General features: G+C 37.6%; 20 protein-coding genes. 14 read left to right on the top strand and 6 right to left on the bottom strand.

Annotated features, from left to right (window positions below; translation table 11 throughout):
* Nucleotides 1-17: 17 nt before the first annotated feature.
* Entirely contained in the window at nt 18-1,532 is a 1,515-nt protein-coding gene (gene murJ, locus PERMA_RS00100; RefSeq protein WP_012676651.1) for a murein biosynthesis integral membrane protein MurJ, read from the bottom strand.
* A gap of 25 nt (nt 1,533-1,557) precedes the next feature.
* Entirely contained in the window at nt 1,558-1,992 is a 435-nt protein-coding gene (locus tag PERMA_RS00095; RefSeq protein WP_012676744.1) for a hypothetical protein, read from the bottom strand.
* 81 nt (nt 1,993-2,073) lie between these two features.
* On the opposite strand from PERMA_RS00095, the gene der reads away from it, so the two are divergent.
* Nucleotides 2,074-3,417: a ribosome biogenesis GTPase Der gene (der, locus tag PERMA_RS00090; protein WP_012676167.1), complete on the top strand. Its 1,344-nt coding sequence runs from the start codon at nt 2,074-2,076 to the stop codon at nt 3,415-3,417.
* 43 nt (nt 3,418-3,460) lie between these two features.
* A complete protein-coding gene (locus PERMA_RS00085; protein WP_012676747.1) occupies nt 3,461-4,927 on the top strand; it encodes an alpha,alpha-trehalose-phosphate synthase (UDP-forming) in 1,467 nt (488 codons plus the stop codon).
* Here PERMA_RS00085 and dtd read toward each other — a convergent pair.
* The gene (gene dtd / locus PERMA_RS00080) at nt 4,913-5,356 is read right to left on the bottom strand and encodes a D-aminoacyl-tRNA deacylase (RefSeq protein ID WP_012675443.1); all 444 of its coding nucleotides are present in this window, start codon (nt 5,354-5,356) and stop codon (nt 4,913-4,915) included. The genes PERMA_RS00085 and dtd overlap by 15 nt on opposite strands.
* A 67-nt stretch (nt 5,357-5,423) precedes the next feature.
* On the opposite strand from dtd, the gene PERMA_RS00075 reads away from it, so the two are divergent.
* The 3 genes from PERMA_RS00075 to PERMA_RS00065 are packed head-to-tail and all read left to right on the top strand — an operon-like array spanning nt 5,424 to nt 7,370.
* Nucleotides 5,424-6,083: a phosphoribosyltransferase gene (locus tag PERMA_RS00075; RefSeq protein WP_049756053.1), complete on the top strand. Its 660-nt coding sequence runs from the start codon at nt 5,424-5,426 to the stop codon at nt 6,081-6,083.
* Nucleotides 6,076-6,474 (top strand): secondary thiamine-phosphate synthase enzyme YjbQ, encoded by a 399-nt coding sequence (locus PERMA_RS00070; protein WP_012676552.1) that lies wholly within the window; start codon nt 6,076-6,078, stop codon nt 6,472-6,474. The genes PERMA_RS00075 and PERMA_RS00070 overlap by 8 nt, the downstream gene beginning before the upstream one ends.
* A 5-nt stretch (nt 6,475-6,479) precedes the next feature.
* Nucleotides 6,480-7,370: a nitrilase-related carbon-nitrogen hydrolase gene (locus tag PERMA_RS00065; RefSeq protein ID WP_041530846.1), complete on the top strand. Its 891-nt coding sequence runs from the start codon at nt 6,480-6,482 to the stop codon at nt 7,368-7,370.
* On the opposite strand, the gene PERMA_RS00060 is transcribed toward PERMA_RS00065, so the two are convergent.
* Nucleotides 7,334-7,882, bottom strand: a complete 549-nt coding sequence (locus tag PERMA_RS00060) for an NTPase (protein ID WP_012675911.1) — start codon at nt 7,880-7,882, stop codon at nt 7,334-7,336. The two genes, PERMA_RS00065 and PERMA_RS00060, sit on opposite strands and share 37 nt — an antisense overlap.
* 65 nt (nt 7,883-7,947) lie before the next feature.
* Between PERMA_RS00060 and purM the strand changes: the two genes are divergently transcribed.
* The 5 genes from purM to PERMA_RS00035 all read left to right on the top strand — a co-directional run bounded on the left by purM (nt 7,948) and on the right by PERMA_RS00035 (nt 14,531).
* Nucleotides 7,948-8,970 carry a phosphoribosylformylglycinamidine cyclo-ligase gene (purM, locus tag PERMA_RS00055; protein WP_012676194.1) on the top strand — a complete coding sequence of 341 codons (1,023 nt, stop codon included), beginning with the start codon at nt 7,948-7,950 and terminating at the stop codon, nt 8,968-8,970.
* A 19-nt stretch (nt 8,971-8,989) separates the two neighbouring features.
* Nucleotides 8,990-11,062, top strand: a complete 2,073-nt coding sequence (locus PERMA_RS10415; protein ID WP_012676844.1) for an MGH1-like glycoside hydrolase domain-containing protein — start codon at nt 8,990-8,992, stop codon at nt 11,060-11,062.
* Between the two features lie 37 nt (nt 11,063-11,099).
* Nucleotides 11,100-11,747, top strand: a complete 648-nt coding sequence (gene purN / locus PERMA_RS00045; protein WP_012675876.1) for a phosphoribosylglycinamide formyltransferase — start codon at nt 11,100-11,102, stop codon at nt 11,745-11,747.
* A gap of 79 nt (nt 11,748-11,826) precedes the next feature.
* A complete protein-coding gene (locus tag PERMA_RS00040; RefSeq protein ID WP_012676601.1) occupies nt 11,827-12,213 on the top strand; it encodes a DUF2914 domain-containing protein in 387 nt (128 codons plus the stop codon).
* On the top strand, nt 12,213-14,531 hold the full coding sequence (locus tag PERMA_RS00035) for a Lon protease family protein (protein WP_012675706.1): 2,319 nt from the start codon (nt 12,213-12,215) through the stop codon (nt 14,529-14,531). Before PERMA_RS00040 ends, PERMA_RS00035 begins: the two co-directional genes overlap by 1 nt.
* A gap of 2 nt (nt 14,532-14,533) precedes the next feature.
* On the opposite strand, the gene PERMA_RS00030 is transcribed toward PERMA_RS00035, so the two are convergent.
* A complete protein-coding gene (locus PERMA_RS00030) occupies nt 14,534-15,400 on the bottom strand; it encodes a Wzz/FepE/Etk N-terminal domain-containing protein (protein WP_012676790.1) in 867 nt (288 codons plus the stop codon).
* 494 nt (nt 15,401-15,894) lie between these two features.
* Between PERMA_RS00030 and PERMA_RS00025 the strand changes: the two genes are divergently transcribed.
* Nucleotides 15,895-17,406: a menaquinone biosynthesis decarboxylase gene (locus PERMA_RS00025; protein ID WP_012676487.1), complete on the top strand. Its 1,512-nt coding sequence runs from the start codon at nt 15,895-15,897 to the stop codon at nt 17,404-17,406.
* A gap of 10 nt (nt 17,407-17,416) precedes the next feature.
* Here the strand turns inward: PERMA_RS00025 and PERMA_RS00020 are convergent, their stop codons facing one another.
* A complete protein-coding gene (locus tag PERMA_RS00020) occupies nt 17,417-17,752 on the bottom strand; it encodes a DUF5335 domain-containing protein (RefSeq protein ID WP_012675384.1) in 336 nt (111 codons plus the stop codon).
* A gap of 88 nt (nt 17,753-17,840) precedes the next feature.
* On the opposite strand from PERMA_RS00020, the gene mutL reads away from it, so the two are divergent.
* From mutL to groES, 3 genes are all read left to right on the top strand, one after another.
* The gene (gene mutL / locus PERMA_RS00015; protein WP_012675454.1) at nt 17,841-19,403 is read left to right on the top strand and encodes a DNA mismatch repair endonuclease MutL; all 1,563 of its coding nucleotides are present in this window, start codon (nt 17,841-17,843) and stop codon (nt 19,401-19,403) included.
* A 4-nt stretch (nt 19,404-19,407) separates the two neighbouring features.
* Complete coding sequence (glnD, locus tag PERMA_RS00010) at nt 19,408-22,008, top strand: [protein-PII] uridylyltransferase (RefSeq protein WP_012676256.1); 2,601 nt, start codon at nt 19,408-19,410, stop codon at nt 22,006-22,008.
* 104 nt (nt 22,009-22,112) lie between these two features.
* Nucleotides 22,113-22,406 (top strand): co-chaperone GroES, encoded by a 294-nt coding sequence (gene groES / locus PERMA_RS00005; RefSeq protein ID WP_015898996.1) that lies wholly within the window; start codon nt 22,113-22,115, stop codon nt 22,404-22,406.
* Nucleotides 22,407-22,411: the final 5 nt, after the last annotated feature.

Raw genomic sequence — 22,411 nt, 5'->3', positions numbered from 1 at the left:
ATTAATGATAATTAATATTAAAGTTTTTTTCCAATCGTTTTAATAAAAAAGATAAAACTGCTTTCCCTGAGAATGTAAGAAGATAAAAAGTAAACGACAATCCCTACAAGAACACCTCCAAAAACCTGAATGATGATAGAAGGTACAGCCTCTTTAAATATATAAACAGCAAAGGCCATAAAAAGTGAGGATGTAACAACCTTTATCATCGTTATCACAATATCATTTCTGTTAATCTTAAAATCAGATCTTTTATAAAGGTAAAAAAGTCCAGCCATTCCACCTATTGATGAGGCTGTTGCAAGGCCAAAAACGCCCCATTTCATAAGAAACCCAAGTAAAACGGCAAAAATTATACTCACACCAAGACCAAAAACAGTTGAGTTTAACGGGGTTTTCATATCTCCAACAGCAAAAAAAGCACTTTTAAAAGGTCTGGTCAACGCATAACCTGTAAGACCGATAGAGTATCCAACAAGAGCATAATACGTCATTAAGGTATCGCTTTCTCTGAACTCTCCTCTCATAAGAAGAAGCTGTATGATCTCCTTTCCCAGTACGATCATTCCAACAGTAGCTGGAATTGATATAAAGATAGCAAGCTTGATACCGTTGTTAAGATCTCTGTAAAAACCATCCATATCTTTTTCCGAGAAGTATCTTGACAGAGATACTAAAAGAGCATTCCCAAGACCTATAGCAAAAAGACCGAGTGGAAGCTGGAATATCCTGTTTCCATAGTAAAGGTAAGAGACGGAACCTCCCACAAGAAATGACGCGATAACAGTATCTATAACAAATGCAAACTGGCTCACACCAAATGAGCTGAAGGCAGGAATCATCCTTTTAAAAGTTTCCTTTATCCTTTGATGGAATCTGAAAGAAAAGCCGAGCCTTATACCCTCCCTGTAAGCGAATAAAATCTGGAGCAAAACCTGAAGGATACCTCCTGAAATAGCTCCAATCGCAAGTGCGTATATACCGTAATACTGGGACAAAAAAAGAGCAGAGATTATAAATGACAGGTTAAGTAGAGCAGGTGAAACAGCAGGTATAAAAAATCTGTCCCTCATATTGAGAAGTGCCATAAAAAAGGAAACCCATCCAACAAGAATAAGATAGGGAAAAACCATCCTTACAAGATTTACAGCTTCCTCAAAATTCCCCTTCTCAACAAACCCGGGAGCTATTATTCTCACAAAAAAGTCAGCAAACAGTATTACAAAAACCGTAATAAGGGAGATCAACAGTGTGTAATATGTGAAAAGTGAGGATGCGTATCTATTTGCTGATTCCTCGGATATCTTTTTCTCCTCTGTATAGATAGGAATAAATACAGCGTTAAAACTTCCCTCTCCTATGAGCTGCCTCAATGTGTTTGGAAGTCTCCAGGCAACAAAAAAGGCATCTGTTAAAGGATTTGCTCCAAAAATGAATGCTATAACAGCATCCCTTATATAACCCAGGATTCTGCTGATAAATGTGGCCGCAGAAAATACGGCTGTATTGAGGACAAACCTGTCTCTCTTCAACTAATCCACCTGAAAGGGTAAAAGATCACTCTTCCTCTTTCTTTGATGTTTCCGCAACACCAGGTTTTACCTTTATCTTAGAAACAAGGAAAACTCTCTCCCCATTTTTAAACACAGTTAATCTTATAGCGTAATCTCCAGATGGAACTATCTCACCCTGAAAATCCTTAAGATCCCAGCACCATTTTTTCTCCTCATAAGGCTTTATCTCCAGTATCCTCTGGGCTGCTATTGGTGAGAAAACTATCTTGTCAAAGTCCTCATCCTCAAAAACAGCCCATGGTGCTGAAGATGGAAGGTAGACAGCCTTATCAGAGTTGTTCACAAGATGAAAGCATACCTTCTCATCTTTATTGATAATTTCTTTCTCTGGCTTAAATTCTAATTCTCCAGTTAGATTTGCGAAAGATAATGAGAAAATAAGAATTGTGTAAAAAACGGACAGCTTAAACTTTCTCATCTAAAACCCCTTAATATTATAATTAAATCTCTGACAGTTTTAAATTTTATATAAAAATAAAAAAATTTCAAAGGAGAAAGTATGTACAGGGTTGCGATTGTTGGGAGACCTAACGTAGGAAAGTCTTCCCTCTTTAACAGAATTATAGGAAAGAGAAAGGCTATAGTTGAGGATATCCCGGGTGTTACAAGGGACAGGATTGTATCTACAGCAGAATGGAGAGGTGTAACATTTGAGGTTGTGGATACTGGAGGTTATATAGAAAGTGATAAGGACACCTTTGCCCCATACATAAGAAAACAGATAGAAAAGGAGCTTGAACTGTCCGATGCGTTTATACTTGTTGTTGACGGTAAAGAAGGCCTTACACCTGCGGATAAGGAGATAGCAAGAATACTGCACAGAACGGATAAACCTGTTTATGTTGCCGTAAACAAGATAGACAATCCTGAGATGGAAAAGGCTATTTATGAGTTTTATGAACTTGGTTTTGAAAAGGTCTTCCCTGTATCATCCATACAGAAGTACGGCGTTGCCGATCTTTTAGATGCTGTTGTTCAGGATATACCTGAGTACGAAAGGGAAGCATCAAAAGAGGTTGGTGAAAAGGAAGAAAAGTCCGATGTAATAAAGGTGGCTATAGTTGGAAAACCAAATGCAGGTAAATCTTCTCTTCTTAACGCCATATTAGGTGAGGAAAGGGCTGTAGTCTCAGAGATACCTGGAACTACAAGGGATGTTGTTGACACCCTTTTTGAGTGGAAAGACCAGAAATTTCTGTTCCTTGATACAGCAGGACTTAGAAAGAAATCAAAGGTTGATTACGGGATAGAGTTTTTCAGTATTGGGAGAACACTTGATGCTATAAAAAAGGCTGATGTTATCGTTCATGTTATTGACGCACAACAGGGAGCAACAGAACAGGACACAAAGATAGCCCATCTCATACAGAAATACACAAAACCAGCCGTTATAGTCATAAACAAGATAGACACTGTTCCTCCAAAAAGCGAGGTCCTAAACAGAATAAAAAATCAGGTAAGGGAGAGACTCTACTTCATACCATACGCACCTATTGTTATGACATCTGCAAAGAACAGAAAAGGAATAAAACAGCTCTTAAAAGAGATAACAGACGTTTACAACCAGTCTTGGAAAAGGGTTGGAACAGGCCAGCTTAACAGAGCTATAAAACAGATACTCTCCCTCAGACAGCCTCCATCCTACCATGGAAAACCTCTAAAGATATACTACGCCACACAGCTTGAAGGAAAACCTCCATGTTTTCTCCTCTTTGTTAACCATCCTGAAGGATTCAAGGAGCATTTCCTCAGATTTCTTGAGAACAACCTTAGAACTGTCTTAGGTTTTGAGAAGGCACCTATAAAGCTTCTTCTTAGAGGGAAGGAAGAGAGGAGAGATTGACTTTCCTTTTCATTACAAATAAGTTAAAAATGGGAGGGAAAGTATGGAAAAAGGCTCAAATCTTATAGTTGTATCTGCCGTTCTGCCTATACATATAAAAAAAGAGGACGGAAGGTATACCGTTCATATATCACCTGGAGGGCTTGTCACAGCATTAAAACAGGTATTACACAAGAGGAAGGCACTCTGGATAGGATGGGCAGGTTCTGAGAAGATAACCCCAAAGATGAAAAATCTTATATTTGAGGAAGGTAAAAAGGAGGGATTTCTTTTATACCCTATATCACTGACAGAAAGGGAGATAGACCATTTTTTTAACGGTTTTTCAAACGGGATAATATGGCCTATGTTCCATACATTCCAGTATTTCTGCAGATTTGAACCTGAATACTGGAAGGCTTACCAGGAGGTTAACAGAAAGTTTGCAAGGTATATAAAAAGTATATCCACAGAGAAGGATCTTGTATGGGTACATGATTACCATTTCTTCCTTCTTCCTCAGTATATTGAAAATCTTGGACTTAAAAGGAAGACAGCATTTTTTCTTCATATACCTTTCCCAAATCCAGAACTTTTCTTTAAGATCCCCTGGAGGGTTGAGATACTAAAAGGTATGCTGAGATACGATCTTATAGGCTTCCACACATTTATAGACAGAAAGAACTTTCTTGACTGTATAGATGAGCTTGTTGAAGGTGTTAACATTCTGTCAACAGAACCTGTTACAGAGATACTTTACGAGGGAAAAAAGATAAAGATAGGAGTGTTCCCGATAAGTGTTGATTTTAACTACTACAGCTCCCTTTCAGAAAAATCAGAAAAGAGCAGATTCCCTTTTAAAGATCTGAAAGTTATCCTCGGTATTGACAGACTTGACTACACAAAGGGACTTATACAGAAGATAAGATCCTACAAAAGGTTTCTTGAGAAATATCCAGAGTTCCATAAAAAGGTTGTTCTCGTTCAGGCTGTAGCTCCAAACATAAAAAAACTTCCTGAATACGACCAGTTAAAGGTTGAGCTTGAACATCTCATAAGTGAAACAAATGGAAGATTTGGAACCCCTGACTGGACACCGATATACTACTATCCAAGAAGAATGCCCTTTGAGGATCTTATCAACTACTACAGATTTTCAGATATATGCTGGGTAAACTCAATTAAAGATGGGATGAATCTTGTAGCAAAGGAGTATATAGCCTGTCAGATTGAGAATAAAGGAGCTCTCATGCTGAGCGAGTTTACAGGAGCAGCAGCTGAGCTTAGAGATCATGCCTGCCTCGTTAATCCTTATGACATTGAAGGCTGTGCAGATGCTCTGTACAGAGTCCTTACAAAAGATTCATCAAAAAAAGAGTTGAAGATGCAAAGGATGAGAGAACATATCAAGCATTACGATATCTCCTGGTGGGGAAACACTATGCTTGAGACAGCATTTGGAAAGAAGATAATAGACTTCCCGGAGCTTGAAGAAGATATTCCCCTGCACGAGCTATCAAAGAGCTTTTGAGTCAATAATAAATGTAACAGGTCCATCATTCTCTATAAAAACCTTCATATGAGCAGCAAAAACACCTGTCTTTACAGGAATATACTCAGAAAGCCTTTCAACAAACCTCTGATAAAGCTCTTTAGCCCTTTCAGGCTCTTCAGCGTTATCAAAGGAAGGTCTTCTTCCCTTCTTAACACTACCTGCAAGTGTAAACTGTGATATAACAAGAGCCTCACCTTTTATATCAATAACAGAAAGATTCATTTTGCCGTTCTCATCCTCAAATATCCTTAAAAAAGGTATTTTCTTGATTAACTTATCTATATCCTCTTCAGTATCACCTTTTACAACACCTAAAAGTATGTTGAGACCCTTTCCTATCTCACCTACAACCTTCCCATCAACCTCCACATACGATCTGTTTACTCTCTGAATAACAGCTATCATCTACCACCTCTCTTGTTTAATAACTAATATTATAAATGTGATGGGAAGATTTTATGAAGACAAAAGCTTGAGAGATAAGGAGTTTGTCTTTGAAAACAGGGACGAGGCAGGAGAGAAACTTGCAGAATTTTTAAAAGATATTATTGATAAAAACAGTATCGTTCTTGCAATACCATCAGGTGGAGTCCCAATCGGTATAAAGATATCTGAAAAACTGAAAATACCGTTTGATCTTATACCTGTTAAAAAACTGACATTTCCATGGAATCCTGAAGCCGGGTTTGGTGCCGTTACAGTTGAAGGTGATACATTCATAAATGAGGAAGCTGTAAGAATGACAGGTATAACGGAAGATATAATAAAAAAACAGAAGGAGAAAACTATAAATGTTCTCAGGGAGAGGAACAGAAAGTTTAGAGAAAACAGACCTTTTCCTGATCTTAAGGGAAAAACCGTAATTATAGTGGATGACGGCCTTGCATCAGGATACACAATGCTCGCAGCGATAAGTATGGTAAAGAGGAAAAAACCAGAAAAGATCATAGTGGCTGTCCCAACATGCTCAAAATCATCTGTAGACAGGATTATCAGCGAATCTGACGCTGTTGTCTGCCTTAACTACAGAACAGGATACCCTTACGCTGTTGCTGATGCTTATAAGGAATGGTATGACCTTACAGATCAGGATGTTTTATACTATCTAAAAAAGGAGGAGAAGGATGCTTAAATATATAGAGGTTGTTACACAGAAGAGAACGCATTTTGAGGATATAACAGATGCAGTGCAGGAGGTTATTGATGAGAGCGGTATAGATGAAGGGATCTGCTGTGTATACGTCCCACACACAACTGCAGGCGTATTCATAAACGAAAATGCTGATCCAGATGTTAAATGGGATATAGAAAAAACACTTGATAAACTCATACCATGGGAAGACCAGTACAGCCACGTGGAAGGAAATGCAGCTGCCCATATAAAGTCCGTCCTTACAGGAAACTCATTATACATACCTGTGAAAAATGGTAAACTTTTACTTGGAACATGGCAGGGAATATTCTTTGCTGAGTTTGATGGGCCAAGGGATAGAAAGGTAATAATAAAAGTGTTAGAGGGGTAGAAAAACTGAAGGTAAATATAGCCCTTATACAGACCAGATCGGTTGAAGATACAAAGGAGAATCTTGAAAAAACACTGGAGTATGTTTATGAAGCCGGAAAATCCGGTGCAGATATAATCTGCACACAGGAGCTTTTCAAAACAGTATACTTCTGTCAGACTGAAGACTGGGATAACTTCAGATACGCTGAGGTGATTGATCAGAACAATGATACGGTAAAAGCATTCTCTAAGATAGCAAAAGATACCCAATCAGTTATCATCCTCAGTCTTTTTGAAAAAAGGGCTGAAGGTCTATATCACAATACTGTAGCTGTTTTAGATGCTGACGGAAGTTATCTTGGGAAGTACAGAAAGATGCATATACCTGATGATCCACACTTTTATGAAAAGTTCTACTTCACACCTGGAGACCTTGGATACAAGGTTTTCAAAACAAGATACGCAAATGTAGGAACACTTATATGCTGGGATCAGTGGTTTCCTGAAGCTGCAAGGCTTACAGCTATGAAAGGGGCAGATATCATATTCTATCCAACAGCTATAGGCTGGCTTCCTGAGGAGAAAGAAGATTACGGAGAGAGTCAGTACAACGCATGGGAGACTGTCCAGAGAGGTCACGCTGTAGCAAACGGATGTTATATAGCAGCTGTAAACAGGGTCGGTTTTGAACCTTCACCTGACGGTAATGGCGGAATAGAGTTCTGGGGGAGAAGTTTTATCTCCGATCCTTACGGAAATGTTATAAAAAAAGCTTCTGGAGAAAAAGAGGAAGTTCTCATACATGAGATAGATCTATCATTAATAGATGAGACCAGAATAACATGGCCTTTCTTCAGGGACAGAAGGATAGAAACGTATCATGACTTATCAAAACGCTGGCTTGAGGATCTCTGAACCATCTCAACTATCCTGTCAGGGATGAGATCCCTGTTCTTCAGACTGATATTTATAACAACACTGTCAGGAAGATCCTTTATCCATCTCAAAACAGGATGAACATCCTTTAAAGGTATAGTAGCTATAACCGTTCTATTTTCATCCTCAAATATATCTTTTACAATATCAACAAATTTACCTGAGAAAAGCTCCATCTTCCCTATCTCATCAATAACTATTATCCTGTTTTTATCCTCTAAGCATCTCTCAAGTAGAGGAATAACAGATCTCTCAAAACCTTCAAGATTAACACCGTAAGAACCAACCCTGTATTTGGAGACAAGCTCTTTATCTGCGAGTATCTCTGTTTTTCCTTCTGTTGTAAAAATTCTGAAACCTTTTCTCTTACCTTTACTATCCCTGTAATCCTCAGTGTAAAAACCACAAACATTATCAGAGATCTTCTGTATAACCTTTTTAATAACTGTTGTCTTTCCTATGCCAGGCCTTCCTGTGATAAGAATCTTCATAAAATCACCTTTAAAAATCAATATCTGATAATATATTTTAGTTCAAAAAAATGAAGGAGATAGGCATGATTTCGTATAAAGATGCAGGTGTTGATATAGAGAAGGCAGACAGATTTGTCCAGCAGATAAAAGGCTTTGTAAAAAGCACATTCAACAGTAATGTTATAACCCCCATAGGAGGTTTTGCAGCAGCATACCTTCTTGAGATATCAAAGTATAAAAATCCTGTGATAACATCATCCACAGACGGTGTTGGAACGAAGCTCAAAATAGCTCAGGAGCTTGACAAACACGACACAATAGGAATAGATCTTGTCGCTATGTGTGTAAACGATCTTGTAACAACAACCTCAAAGCCTCTCTTCTTCCTTGATTACTTTGCAACTGGAAAACTTGAACCACATGTCGCTGTTGATGTTGTAAAAGGAATTACAGAAGGATGTAAACAGTCAGAATGTGCACTGATTGGCGGTGAGACGGCAGAAATGCCAGGCATGTACAGGGATGGCGAGTACGATCTTGCAGGTTTTGCTGTAGGAATTGTTGAAAGAGAAAATATGCTTGACGGCTCAAAAACAGAAGAGGGGGACATCCTTATAGGAATACCCTCTTCAGGTGTTCACAGCAACGGGTACTCACTTGTAAGGAAGATTGTAGAGATAAAAAAATACAGATACACAGACAGAATAGAGGAGTTTGGAAAGACCTTAGGAGAGGAGCTTCTAACACCAACAAAGATTTACGTAAAAACGATCCTCTCACTTGCCGATAAAGTAAACATACACTCCGTTGCCCATATAACAGGAGGAGGGATTCCGGGAAATCTTATAAGGGTAATAAACGAAGGTCTCACAGCTGTTATAGAGAGGGGAAGATGGGATATACCACCGGTATTCAGATGGATACAGAAGGAAGGGAATATAACAGATGAGGAGATGTTCAGAACATTCAACATGGGACTTGGAATGATAATTGCACTTCCTGAAAAAGAGGCCGATAAGGCGTTAAAGATCATATCTGAATCAGGTGAAAAGGCATACATAATCGGTGAACTTAAAAAAGGTGAAAAGGCTGTAAATATTATCTAAAAATCATAGAGGCAGTAATATGCCCTTAAGGGATTATATAGAAAAAGCAAAAGAGGTTTTAGACAAAAACTGGATGGGTGAGTACACGGTCCCATCTGTTCATTTATACCCCCACCAGTGGAACTGGGATTCTGGGTTCATAGCTATAGGATACTCAAGATACAACATGGAAAGAGCTGTAAGGGAGATACTACATCTCTTTGAAGCCCAGTGGAAAAATGGTATGCTCCCACAGATTGTATTTAATAAAAACGCCCTTGGAAGATACTTTCCAGAACCGGATTTCTGGAGAACAGACCTATCACCTTATGCACCTGATAATATACTCACATCTGGAATAACAATGCCTCCTATACATGGGTATGCTGTACTGAAGATGTATGAAAACGCAAGGGAAAAGGACAGACTAATACCATTTTTAAAATTTATATACCCAAAGCTTATAAAGCTCCACGAGTATCTCTACCTTGAGAGAAATCCAGATGATAACGGCCTTATATACATAAGGCATCCATGGGAGTCAGGTATGGATAACTCTCCCATGTGGGATCCTGTCCTTGAGAGAATAGATATAGATAAGGTTGATATACCTGAGTTTGAGAGGAAGGACAACAAGATAATAGATCCAGAGCAGAGACCTAAGGATATAGATTACAAAAGGTATATATACCTTGTTGATATATTCAGGAAGAACAGATACGATGAGAAGAGAATATTTGAGGAATGTCCATTCATTGTTATAGACCCTCTGTTCAACTCAATACTGTGTGCATCAAACGAGGCTCTGGTCCAGATAGCAGACATAATAAAGGAGGACTACAAAAAACCTGAAGAATGGTTCCTGATGACAGCAAGAGCTGTAAGGGACAACCTTTTCAGCAGTGAGAAAAAGATATTTTTTGCCTACGACTACGTACAGAAAGAACTTATTGAGGTTGAGACAGCCGCAGGATTTATGCCTCTATTTGGTGGCATAGCATCAACACAGCAGGCATTAAAGATATACGAACATCTTGACTCTCTCAGCTTCTGCAGACTTGGCGAGAAAAACTGTTTTGCCATACCAAACTACGATAAGAGGAAAAAAGATTTCAGCCCACACAACTACTGGAGAGGTCCTGTCTGGATAAATATAAACTGGATGCTGTACCAGGGACTTTTAAGGTACAAATTCAAACAGAAGGCTGAACATCTTGAGATAACAATAATGGAACTTCCAATGAGATTTGGATTTTATGAGTACTTTGACTCATTTACAGGAAAAGGATACGGAACGAAAGATTTTTCATGGACAGCAGCCCTTTTTATAGATCTCGCATACGATATGTATGAGAAAAATGAGAAAAGATGGGAGACCAGAAGTTTTGGAAGAGATGTAATTCTTAACGTTAATGGTGAACATATACCTGTTGAGGATATTGAGGAGATAAAGAAGGACTTTTTCTGTCTCACAGGAAAAATTATAGATAAATACACAAGAAATGGAACTGTTAATTATGATGCCATCCGACTATCTCCAGAATACAAGCTTTTACAGAACACAGTATCAAAATTTGCAAACAAGGATATTCTCAGGTTCAGCTCTAAAGAGGAAGAGATGGCATTCTGGATAAATCTTTACAATATGATGGTTATAGATGCGATAATAAGACTTAACATACAGGGCTCTGTAAAGGAGATAGAAGGTTTCTTTACAAATATAAAATACAGGATAAACGGGAAGGATTACTCTCTTGACGATATAAGGGAGATCCTGAAGAAATTTAAGGATAAAAGGGTTCCTTTTGCTCTTGTAAAGGGAACAAACTCCTCACCTCCATTAAGACTTTTCACTAAGAGGAATATAAGAAGCAAGCTTGATTCTGCAGCAAGAGATTTCATAAGAAGCCCAGAGGTTATAATTCTACCTGAAGAGAAAAAGGTACTCATATCTGAGCTTTTCAGGTGGAATGAGGATTACTTTAAAGATAAGGAAGAGATAATAAAGTTCATAAAAAGGTATGTAAAAGATGACATAAAAAAGGAATTTTTAGAAAAAGAGGATGATATAGAGATCAGATATCTCCTCTACGACTGGACATTAAACGGTTGATACTGTGGTATAATTACACAAAAAATAAAGGTTTCCAATGAATCTAGTAGTTCTTATATCAGGAAGAGGAACAAACTTAGAAGCGATAATCAGAGGTATAAACTCAAAAAAAATAAAAGGAAAGATATCCCTGGTTATCTCAAACAAAAAAGACGCAAAAGGCCTTAAGATAGCAGAAAAATACGGGATAAAAACAGAATTTATAGACCCATCTTTATATAAAACAAGGGAGGAATATGATCTAAAACTTGCGGAAAGAATTAAAAAGGAAAACCCTGATCTTGTTGTTCTGGCAGGTTATATGAGGATACTAACAGATGGATTTATTGATACTTTTGAGAACAGGATAATAAATATACATCCATCCCTTATACCTGCATTCCAGGGATTAAAAGCCCAGAAACAGGCTTTGGAGTTTGGAGCAAAATTTACTGGATGTACAGTTCATTTCGTAACAAAGGAGCTTGACAGCGGACCTATAATTGTTCAGGCTGTCGTTCCTGTTATGCCTGATGACAGTGAGGAAACTCTTTCAGAACGGATACTCCATTATGAACACAGGATATACCCCCAGGCTATAAAATGGCTTTCAGATGGTAGGGTTCAGGTAAAAAACAGACATGTTATTGTTAAGGGTGCAAAATACGGTGGTTTACCTGTAAATCCAGAACTTGAGGATTTTTAAAATCACTTATCCTTGATTCTTGAATTAATAATAAAAAATCAGTAGTTTAATAAAGAAAATTAATACCCAGAGGAGAGAGATGAGACTGATACCATCCCTGATTTTTTCAATTTTGATGATAATAACAATCTCAAAAGCATCACAGATAGAAGTTATAGATATGAAATTCGCCAGAGATGTTGTAAACAGAGAGCCTGTTGATGTATCAGACAGATTTCCACCAGACATTGGAAGGGTTTACTGCTGGACAAAGATAAAGGCCGATACAGTCCCAACAAAGATATACCATGTCTGGTATTACAATGAGAAAGAGATGGCAAAGGTTGAACTTGAGATAAGGTATCCGGTATTCAGAACATGGAGCTACAAAACGATTCTTCCCCAGTGGACAGGAGAATGGAAGGTCGTTGTACAGGATGAGGAAGGAAACAACATTTACGAAAAAACATTTGAGATTAAGCAGTAATGGCTGTAAAACATATAAAAGCAGACCAGATAAAGATAACGGTCTCCATAAAAGAAGGGACAGAAGGTGTAAAGCCTGAAACTCTATTTCCTGGACAGGAAAGGGTAGAAAAGGCTTTCAATATAGGTCTATCCACAGAAAAGGAAGGATACAACATTTACGTTGCAGGACCGGACGGAATAGGAAAGGTAACGTACTCTCTTCACAAGATAAAGCAGGTATCAAAAAAGAAAAAAACACCGGAAGATATCTGTTACTACAACAACTTTGAAGAACCTTACAGACCAAAATACCTCCTTCTTCCTGCAGGATACGGAAAGAAGCTTTCAAGGGATTTAGACAGAAGTATAGACACTCTAAAAGAGGCTGTTGTAAAACAGTTTGAGAGTAAAGAGTTTGAGGATGAAAGGGTAAAGCTTATAAAGGAAGCTGAGGAAAAGAGAAAAAGTATTCTTGAACAGCTGAAAAAGGAAGCTGAAAGCTACGGGCTTGCACTTGTGATAACACCTGCAGGTATCCAGTTCCTTCCTATAGTCCAGGGAAAGGTATCACCTGAATTCCTTAAAATACCGGAGATAAAATCAGAGTTTGAGAAGAAGGTTGAGCTTTTTGATGAGACATTCAGAAAATATCTCAGAGAGCTGAGGGAGATAGACCATACACTGATAGACAGTCTTAACGAGCTTAAGAAAAAGGTATCTGAGTATATAGTTGAAAATGTTTTTTACAGAATAGAGGAAAAGTACAGGGATATAAAACAGGCATTAAGATTTATAAGATACATAAAAGAGAAGATAGCAGAGAGGATAGATCTTTTTATCAGATGGAAGATACTTGAAGGTGATTTCTTCCTTCAGAGAACTGTTGAGAGGGAGTTTAACCTTTTCAGACTGAATGTTATCGTTGACAACTCAAAAACGGAAGGGGCACCTTACAAGTATGAAGAGATACCAACATTCAAGACCGTTTTCGGTCATATAGCATACAAGGCAGAAATGGGTATTCTTTATGCTGACCATATGAGTATAACAGCTGGAAGTCTGTTAAAAGTGAGAGGCGGATATCTTCTCCTTAGAGCTGTTGATATCCTAAAAAACCCATTCCTGTGGGAAGCTTTAAAAAGAAGCATACTTCATAAAAAGGTTTATATATCCCAGCATCCTGTTGAAGAGGTATTCCCATTTCAGGTAGGTATATTCCCTGAGCCAGTTCCCTTTGATGTGACAATAATACTTGTTGGAGATAACAGACTTTACAACATTCTTTCAGTTTACGATTATGAGTTTAACAGACTTTTCAAGGTTAAGGCTGAGTTTGATCCTGTTATAAAGCTAACAGATAAGGTTATAGAATCCTTCCCAAAAATAGTAAAAAAGATAATAACAGAAGAAGGTATGAAAGATCTTACAGCAGATGCCCTCTCCCAGCTCATAAAGTACAGTATCCAGCTCTCAGGTAACAGGAAAAAGATAAATGTTATTTTCTCCCATATAAACGATATTATAAGGGAGGCAGACTCCACATCAGATGGAAATCTTATAACAGGTGATGACATAAAAAGGACAATAAAGGAAAAGATATTCAGGGAGAATCTTATAGAGGAGAAGATAAGAGAGCTTTTCAAGGAAGGGATACTGATAATAGATATAGAAGGTAAAAAGGTTGGTCAGGTAAACGGTCTCACAGTTTACGATCTTGGTAGTTTCAGATTTGGAAAGCCCAGCAGAATAACTGCAAGTTCATATATCGGTGAGAAAGGGATCATCTCTATAGAAAGGGAGGTTGAACTTAGCGGTCCTATATACGATAAAGGTGTTCTTATTCTATCAGGATATATAGGAAGCAGATATGGTAAAGATACACCTTTAACTCTTTCTTGTAGCATAACATTTGAACAGTCGTATGGAGAGGTTGAGGGTGATAGTGCATCAGCAGCCGAGCTTATAGCTGTCCTGTCAAGTATAGGTGATATACAGATCAGACAGGATCTTGCCATAACAGGATCTATTGACCAGCACGGAAATATACAGCCTGTTGGTGGGATAAAAGAGAAGATAGAGGGATTTTACAAGGTATGTAAAGTTATAGGACTTACAGGAAGACAGGGTGTTATAGTTCCATCAAGAAATTTTGACAACATCATACTTGATGATGATGTACTGGAAAGCATTGGAAAAGGTGATTTTCATATATACACGGTTGACCATATAGATGATGTTATTCAGATTGTCTCGGAGATGAAACCCCTTGAGTTCCACCAGAAGGTAAAAGAGGAACTTGTACAGTTTTACGAAAAGGTATCAAAAGGGAAGAAATAGTACTACAAAATCTCTTCCCTTCTTTTTCTGGCGTTCTCAATCCATTCAGCAAAAAATGCAAGAAAAACTCCCAAGAACAGACCTGAAACAGAAGCAACAGCCAGAATCAGAGCCTTCTTTGGTTTTGAAGGTTTCTCAGGAACAACAGGATCCACAGCTATCTCATAACCTCTCAACAGTTTTAACTGATTCTCAAGATTTTTGACCTTCTCTTTAAGAGATAAAACAGTTCTGTCCATATCAACAGGATTAAAACCTAAATCCTTAATCCTCCCATTTTTAAGATCATTCAATATACGATCTTTAATTGATTCTATCTCTTTTATCTTTTCATTTGTTTCTTCTATAGAGAATCTTAGAGTTTCTTTTCTTATCTCTATTCTCTCTTTTACAAATCTGTTATTGTTTAGATGCTCAAGTATAGAAACACTCAGCTTGCTTATAATATTTGGATCATAAACATCCAGTATTACTTTTATTAGATTCTTGTTCTTTCTAATTTCTGATGCTGAAAATGAGTCAATATCCATAATTTTCTCTTGAGATATACCTAACAAGTTAGACAGTTCCATATAACGTTTTTCTTTTCTAAGATTTTCAAGATTATCAATAATATTTTTAGTCTCCTGCGGTGAGGTCAATCCCTGGGGAAGTTTAACAATAAATTCTGCCCTGTAAACAGGCTTTGTTAAAAATAGATAAACTGCTGATAATAATATAAAGAAAACTGTTACAGATAAAACCAGTTTATACCTTTTCTTTAAGGTAAGCCAGAGTTCATAAAGGTCTATCTCATCTTCCTCATAGTACACAACCTTTTCAGATAGATCTTTTGATTCCAGCTTCTGAATATTCTTATCCTTTTCCATCTTTATCTCTTTATCTTTATTTTTTGTCTTTATATTTTATCAGAATAAAAGATAATAAAAATAATAATAGGCTGTGGATATGTGGATAACTCAAAAATTTTTATATTTTTCAATAACTTACACCGTGAAAAAAATGTGGATAACCTGTGGATAGTATGTGGATAACTCAAAAATGAAAAAATCCTTTATTTAGAACACTTACGATTCTTAAAAATGCAAAAACGTTGATATTAAAGGCTGAAAACCTGTGGATAACTTTTTGACACCTGCCGAGTTATCCACAGCTTTTTCCAAGTTATCCACAATTTTACCTGAGTTATCCACAGGAAAATGGAAGTTATCCACAACTTATCCACAACCACCTGTGGATAACTCAATTAATCTTTAAAAATCAATAACTTACAATGTGGATAGCTCTGTGGATATCTTTTTGGAATGTGGATAACTTTTTGGTGTATTATAAAGTTTTATAGATAAAAGATTGAGAGGTAGTTATGGCTTACAGAGATTTAAGGGAGTTTATAAAGGATCTTGATAAAAATGGAGAGCTCATCAGGATAAAAGACAGGGTCAGTCCTGTCCTTGAGATAACAGAGATAGCAGACAATGTTATGAAGCTGCCTGATGGCGGAAAGGCTCTTTTATTTGAGAATGTTGAAGGATCTGATATGCCGGTTCTTATAAATGCCTTTGGAAGTGAAAAAAGAATGAAGATGGCACTTGGTGTTGAAAGATTTGAAGATATTGGCTGGAAGCTTTACAGGATACTGAAACCTGAAGTTCCACACACATTCTTAGATAAGCTTAAAAGGATACCTGAACTTAAGAAACTGAATGATGCTCTTCCTAAAACTGTAAAAACAGGCAGTGTAAAGGAAGTCATAAAAAAAGGTGATGATATAGATCTTTTTGAGATACCTGTTTTAAAATGCTGGCCTAAAGATGGGGGAAGGTTTATAACTCTCCCACAGGTGATCTCAAAAGACCCTGAGAATGGTCTGAGAAATGTTGGTATGTACAGGATACAGATCCTTGACAGAGATAAAGTTGCTGTTCACTGGCAGATACATAAAGGTGGAGCAAAACATTACTGGAAGTATAAAAAGCTTGGACAGAAGATACCTGTAGCTATCGCTATAGGTGGAGATCCTGTTCTTACATATGTCGCCTCTGCTCCTCTACCTGAGGATGTTGATGAGTATCTTTTTGCTGGAATAATAAGAGGTAAAGGTGTTGAGCTTGTGAGGTGTGAAACTGTTGATCTTGAAGTTCCTGCAGATGCTGAGATTATTATTGAAGGTTATATAGATCCTGAAGAGCCTCTTGTTGATGAGGGACCTTTTGGAGACCACACAGGTTTTTACACACCTGTTGAGAAGTATCCTATGATGCATGTTACAGCTGTAACACACAGAAAGGATCCTGTTTACCTGACAACGATAGTTGGAAGACCGCCTATGGAAGATGGTTGGATGGGAAAGGCAACAGAGAGGATATTCCTGCCTCTTATAAAGTTCAATCTTCCTGAGGTTGTTGATTATAACCTCCCTGTTTCAGGATGCTTCCACAACTTCTGTTTTGTATCAATAAAAAAACAGTATCCCGGACATGCATACAAGGTTATGGATGCACTCTGGGGAATGGGTCAGATGATGTTCACAAAGAATATAGTTGTGTTTGATGAATGGGTTGATGTCCAGAGTATAGATGATGTTCTCTGGATATGGGGAAATAATGTTGATCCTGCAAGGGATGTTGTTATTAAAAAAGGTGTTATAGATGTTCTTGACCACTCAACAGATCTTGTTGGTTTTGGTGGAAAGATGGGTATTGATGCAACCACAAAATGGAAAGGTGAAGGTTACCAGAGGGAGTGGCCTGAGCTTGCTGTTATGGATGAGTCCGTTAAGGAAAGGATGAAGCCTGTTGTTAACAGGGTTATGAAGGAGATAATGAAAAGTATTATTGATAAGGAAGTTAAGAAGGCTAAAAAATACCTGAAGTAAGGGAAGACCCTTACTTCTCAGGTAAAGCTTCAGGAGATCTTAACTTTATTATATGCTTTGTTCCATCTTCCTGAATAACCTCAACAGTCTTGACACCATCAACATCCTCATCAACGTATATCTCAACAGGTTTATGTATGAGATGATCATGTCTTTCAGCTGCAACCTCAAACTCATCATCCTTTGGATCGTAAGATAAACCTGTTAATGGCTGCCACCATGTCTCAACCTGATCGCCTATATCCTCATTGATAATCTCGATCTGGACTTCCTTCGCACCTAATTTTTTTGACAGCTGGTCAAAATAACTTTCCCATTCTGATCTTTCTAACTTTCTGATAGCCATCTGAACCCTCCTTGTAGTTTTTTCTTTTTTCTGTATCTTATATATGCATTATTTAATTTATTTTTATAAAAAAGGTTGACAAGTGTAGATGAGGAGAATAAAGCCCCTTTCTGAAGATCTGATAAGAAAAATCGCTGCAGGTGAGGTTGTAGAAAGACCTGCAAATGTTTTAAAGGAGCTTATTGAGAACGCAATAGATGCAGGCTCAGACAGGATAGATATATTTATTGAAAAAGGTGGAAAAAGATTGATACAGGTTGTTGATAATGGGGAAGGGATACATCCTGATGATATGCTTGACTGTGTAAAAAGGTACACAACAAGTAAGATATCATCTGAAGATGATCTTTACAGTATAAGCTCCTACGGTTTTAGAGGAGAGGCTTTGTACAGTATCTCTTCTGTATCCAAGTTCAGTATTGTATCAAGACCTGAGGATCTTTCTGTAGGGAAGGAGCTCTATATAGAAGGTGGTGTTTTCAGATCTTTCACTGAGACAGGAGCTCCTGTAGGAACAAAGGTAAGGGTTAAGGATATATTCTTTAACACACCTGTTAGGAAAAAGTTTTTAAAAAGTGAGAGAACGGAGTTTGTTCACTGTCTTAAAACTTTCATAAACTACGCTGTTGTAAACACAGATATACATTTTAGACTTTACCACAACGGAAGGGAGCTTATGAATCTTCCCCCTTCTGATCTTAAAAAAAGGATTACATATATATATCCTGAGCTTTCAGGCAGACTTCTTGAGCTTGATTATACAGATGAAACAGGAAGGATCTACGGTTATATATCCACAGATGAGAGATTTAAAAAGGAAGGTATCGTTTATGTTAATAAAAGACCTGTAAAAAACAGGGAGCTGAGAAAGATCATTAAATCTTTAATTTCTGAGAAGTTTTATGTTCTCTTTATAGAGCTTCCACCATACTTTGTTGACCACAATGTTCATCCTGCAAAGATAGAGGTAAAGTTCAAAAATGATACGGCTGTTAAAAATCTTGTTAGAGAAGGACTGAAGGCTTTAGAAACTCCATTTAAGAAAGGTGTTACATTTGACTACACAGTCTCCCAGAGAAAAGGTAGTTACGGAAAAGAAAAAGTGTTTGATCTGCTTGGACAGGTTGAGAACACATTTATTGTGGTTTATTACGATGGGGATATCTACCTGATAGATCAGCATGTTGTCCATGAAAGGATAAACTATGAGATACTTATGGAAGATCTGAGGGAGGATGGTTTTATAAAAAGAAAGATCTTAAACAGGAATATAACACACAGTATATCCGAACTTGAGAAGGCATTAATTGAGGACAAAAAGGGTACACTTGAGAGATCAGGTTTTTCATTTGATATAGACGGTTACAATCTTGTTATAAAGGAGATACCTGTATTTGTTTCTGAAGATCAGGCTCTGGATATATTTTTCAGGATACTGATGGATGAAGATGCAGAAACTGTTGATTATGTGATAGGAGAGATAGCATGTAAGCTTTCTGTAAAGTCAGGGGATATTCTATCTGATGAAAAGGCAAAACTGATACTTAAAAGATGGTTTGAGACGGACAGTCCTAACTTATGTCCACATGGAAGACCTGTTTACTATAAGGTCTCAATAGATGATGTAAAAAAAGCTATAGGAAGAGGTTAGGGGTATGGACAAGCTCTATATTGATGAGAAAAAGAGAATACTTGAGAGATACTTCTCAAAAAAGGAGGAGATAATTAACAAGCACAGGGCAGGTGCAAAAGGTCTTGATACTGTAAGGGAGCTTTCAGATATAACAGATGAGACTATCAAGGATCTTGCAAAGATCTCATTTCCGGATCTTGAGGAGGTCAGTATAGTCGTTTTAGGTGGTTACGGAAGAAGGGAGCTATGTTTCAAATCAGATATAGATATATCACTTGTTTTCAAGTCTGATAACTTTGAGTCACTTAAAGCGGGTATTGAGAGCTTTTACTACTCATTACTTGATCTTAAGGTTGATATAGGTTTTTCTCCAAGGGATATAAAAACGTTCCTTGAGCTTTCAGAGGAAGATCTAACTGTGGCAACATCTCTCCTTCAGGGAAGATTTATAACAGGTAACAGGGATATATACGATGATCTTATTAAAAAGTTTAAGAAGCTTATAAGGGGAAAGAGAACAGCATATATAAATGCAACATTAAGAGCAAGAAAGATGAGATATCAGAGGACAGGATCAACGATATACATGATGGAACCTCACATAAAGGAAGGTGAGGGGGGTCTGAGAGATTTCCATGAGGTTTACTGGATAGCAAGGGTCCTGGATGATGTCCCGAACTACCATTACTTCGTTGAGAAAAATATCATACTTGAGGAAGAGTACCAGGAGCTTATGAGAGCTTACGATTTCTTACTCAAGATAAGAAATGAGATGCATCTTATATGTAACAAAAGATGTGATGTTCTTGTGAGACCTCTTCAGGAAGAGGTTGTTAAAAGGCTCGGTTATCTTGAGAAGCCTTACGACTCAGAGAAACTCAGGGAAAGCGTTGAGAAGCTTATGAGACTTTACTATCTGTATGCTAAGTCTATAAACACTATAACAAAAAGGATTCTTAAAGGCATCACAGAAGAGGATGGGTTCCAGCTTTTTGAGCCTATTGATGCTGTTTTCTCAAGAACAGCTACTGAGATAGATGTTCTGAACAGAGAGAGGTTTGAGAGAAACCATACGAATGTTTTGAGGGCATTCCTTTACTTTAAGCAGTACAACCTTGATTTCTCGCCACAGCTTGAGTATCTCCTGAGGAAAAATGAGTCAAAACTGAGGGAACACAGGGACGATCCGGAAGTTAAAAAGCTTATGAGAACAATATTCAGTGATGTTAACAACCTCGCAAAAACGATAAGGAAGATGCAGGAGTTTTACGTTATAGACGATCTTATACCTGAGTTTGGATACCAGAGATGCCATTTCCAGTACGATGCATACCATAAGTACACAACTGATGCTCACGCTATAAAGGCTGTTGAGGAGCTTGAGAACCTTAAAAAGCTTGACCATCCACACAAAAAGATGATGTACGAGCTTTATAAGGAGATTGAAAGAAAGGATCTGCTTATATGGGCTGTTTTTCTTCACGATATAGGAAAAGGTCATAAATCTGACCATTCTGTTTTAGGTTCAAAAATGGCAAAGGAGATAATGCTAAGATTTGGATACTCACAGAGGGATGCAAATATAGTCAGTTATCTCGTCCTTTACCATCTTGAGATGGCAAAGATATCACAGAGAAGAAATATGAATGAGCCCAAGGTTATAAATGATTTTGTTAAGGTTATAAAGAATAAAGAGCTTTTAAAGATGCTTACAGTTCTCACATGGTGTGATGCAAACGCTGTAGGACCAAACATATGGAATGAGTGGAAGAATGCTCTTCTGTGGGAGCTTTACTTTAAAGCACTTGAGGTTCTTGAAAAGGGTCTCTCAGCTGAGGAGATCCAGAAGAGAAGACTTGAGGAGAAGAAGAGAAGACTTTTTGCTATGCTTGAGATAGATCTTGGTGAGGACAGGGCAAGATTCCATATGAACAGATTCTCAGAGTATTACCTTATATCAACACCGATTGATGATATTATCAGACATATAAAGATGGAAGAGATAATGTTCAGAACAAAAAAACCTCAGTTTTACTTTGAGAAAAAGTATGGGATTGGAGCTTCAGAGCTTATTATAGCTGTTGACAGATCCGTTGAAAATCCTCTCCTCGTTGTCACTGGGATACTCAGTTATATGAATATAAACATACTTTCCGTTTACAGTTACAGAAGGAAGGATGGAGCTACTATCGTTGATCTCCAGATATCAACATCAACACTTGAGGTTGTTGAGGACCAGAAATTTGAGCAGTTTAAGGATCTTTTTAACAGTTATATAAAGGGAGAGATAACACTTGATGATCTGTCAAGAAAGTCTGAAAGGGGGTTCAAAGCTGCAGCTGTCCCACCACCTACATTTGTTAAGGTGGACAACGAGACATCAGACATATACACAATATTTGATGTTTCAGGTGAGGACAGGATAGGTCTTCTGTTTGATATATTCAGGGTTTTCACAAGGTTCAACCTGTTTGTCCATATAGCAAAGGTTGTAACACAGGGTGAGAGAATAAGGGATGCCTTTTATGTCAGGACCTTTGATAAGGAAAAGCTGACAGATGAGCTGATAATAAAGGAAGTTAAGGAGGAGCTTCTCAAAGTTCTGAGACAGGAAGAGTTTTAGAAATATGACTGAGATACGCTAATATTTTATATGCGAGCTTATTGCATTTTTTTGTCTGGAGCTATATAATATTTAATAAATAAATAACAAAGGAGGTAAAGAGGATGGCAAAGATCAAACCCCTCTACGATAGAGTCGTTGTAAAACCAGCTGAAGAAGCTGAGGAAAAAACACCCTCAGGAATCATAATCCCTGATACAGCAAAGGAAAAACCATCAGAAGGAGAAGTTGTGGCTGTTGGTGAAGGAAGACTTCTTGAAAATGGTGAGATAGCACCATTAAAAGTCAAGGTTGGTGATAAAGTTATATACAGTAAGTATGCCGGAAATGAGTTTGTTGTTGATGGTGAGGAGCTTATCGTATTAAGAGAAGACGATATTCTCGCTATTGTAGAGTAATAAAA

The sequence above is a fragment of the Persephonella marina EX-H1 genome (assembly GCF_000021565.1).
In the GTDB taxonomy this organism is placed as follows: Bacteria; Aquificota; Aquificia; order Aquificales; family Hydrogenothermaceae; genus Persephonella; species Persephonella marina.
The sequence above is the reverse complement of the archived record's forward strand: the minus strand, read 5'-3'. Positions and strand labels throughout refer to the sequence as shown.

Bases quoted from the DNA above. Each gene is read 5' to 3' on its own strand.
- PERMA_RS00095 (WP_012676744.1), bottom strand. From the start codon at position 1,992: ATGAGAAAGTTTAAGCTGTCCGTTTTTTACACAATTCTTATTTTCTCA.
- der (WP_012676167.1), top strand. From the start codon at position 2,074: ATGTACAGGGTTGCGATTGTTGGGAGACCTAACGTAGGAAAGTCTTCC.
- PERMA_RS00085 (WP_012676747.1), top strand. From the start codon at position 3,461: ATGGAAAAAGGCTCAAATCTTATAGTTGTATCTGCCGTTCTGCCTATA.
- dtd (WP_012675443.1), bottom strand. From the start codon at position 5,356: ATGATAGCTGTTATTCAGAGAGTAAACAGATCGTATGTGGAGGTTGAT.
- PERMA_RS00070 (WP_012676552.1), top strand. From the start codon at position 6,076: ATGCTTAAATATATAGAGGTTGTTACACAGAAGAGAACGCATTTTGAG.
- PERMA_RS00060 (WP_012675911.1), bottom strand. From the start codon at position 7,882: ATGAAGATTCTTATCACAGGAAGGCCTGGCATAGGAAAGACAACAGTT.
- purM (WP_012676194.1), top strand. From the start codon at position 7,948: ATGATTTCGTATAAAGATGCAGGTGTTGATATAGAGAAGGCAGACAGA.
- PERMA_RS10415 (WP_012676844.1), top strand. From the start codon at position 8,990: ATGCCCTTAAGGGATTATATAGAAAAAGCAAAAGAGGTTTTAGACAAA.
- purN (WP_012675876.1), top strand. From the start codon at position 11,100: ATGAATCTAGTAGTTCTTATATCAGGAAGAGGAACAAACTTAGAAGCG.
- PERMA_RS00040 (WP_012676601.1), top strand. From the start codon at position 11,827: ATGAGACTGATACCATCCCTGATTTTTTCAATTTTGATGATAATAACA.
- PERMA_RS00035 (WP_012675706.1), top strand. From the start codon at position 12,213: ATGGCTGTAAAACATATAAAAGCAGACCAGATAAAGATAACGGTCTCC.
- PERMA_RS00030 (WP_012676790.1), bottom strand. From the start codon at position 15,400: ATGGAAAAGGATAAGAATATTCAGAAGCTGGAATCAAAAGATCTATCT.
- PERMA_RS00025 (WP_012676487.1), top strand. From the start codon at position 15,895: ATGGCTTACAGAGATTTAAGGGAGTTTATAAAGGATCTTGATAAAAAT.
- PERMA_RS00020 (WP_012675384.1), bottom strand. From the start codon at position 17,752: ATGGCTATCAGAAAGTTAGAAAGATCAGAATGGGAAAGTTATTTTGAC.
- mutL (WP_012675454.1), top strand. From the start codon at position 17,841: ATGAGGAGAATAAAGCCCCTTTCTGAAGATCTGATAAGAAAAATCGCT.
- glnD (WP_012676256.1), top strand. From the start codon at position 19,408: ATGGACAAGCTCTATATTGATGAGAAAAAGAGAATACTTGAGAGATAC.
- groES (WP_015898996.1), top strand. From the start codon at position 22,113: ATGGCAAAGATCAAACCCCTCTACGATAGAGTCGTTGTAAAACCAGCT.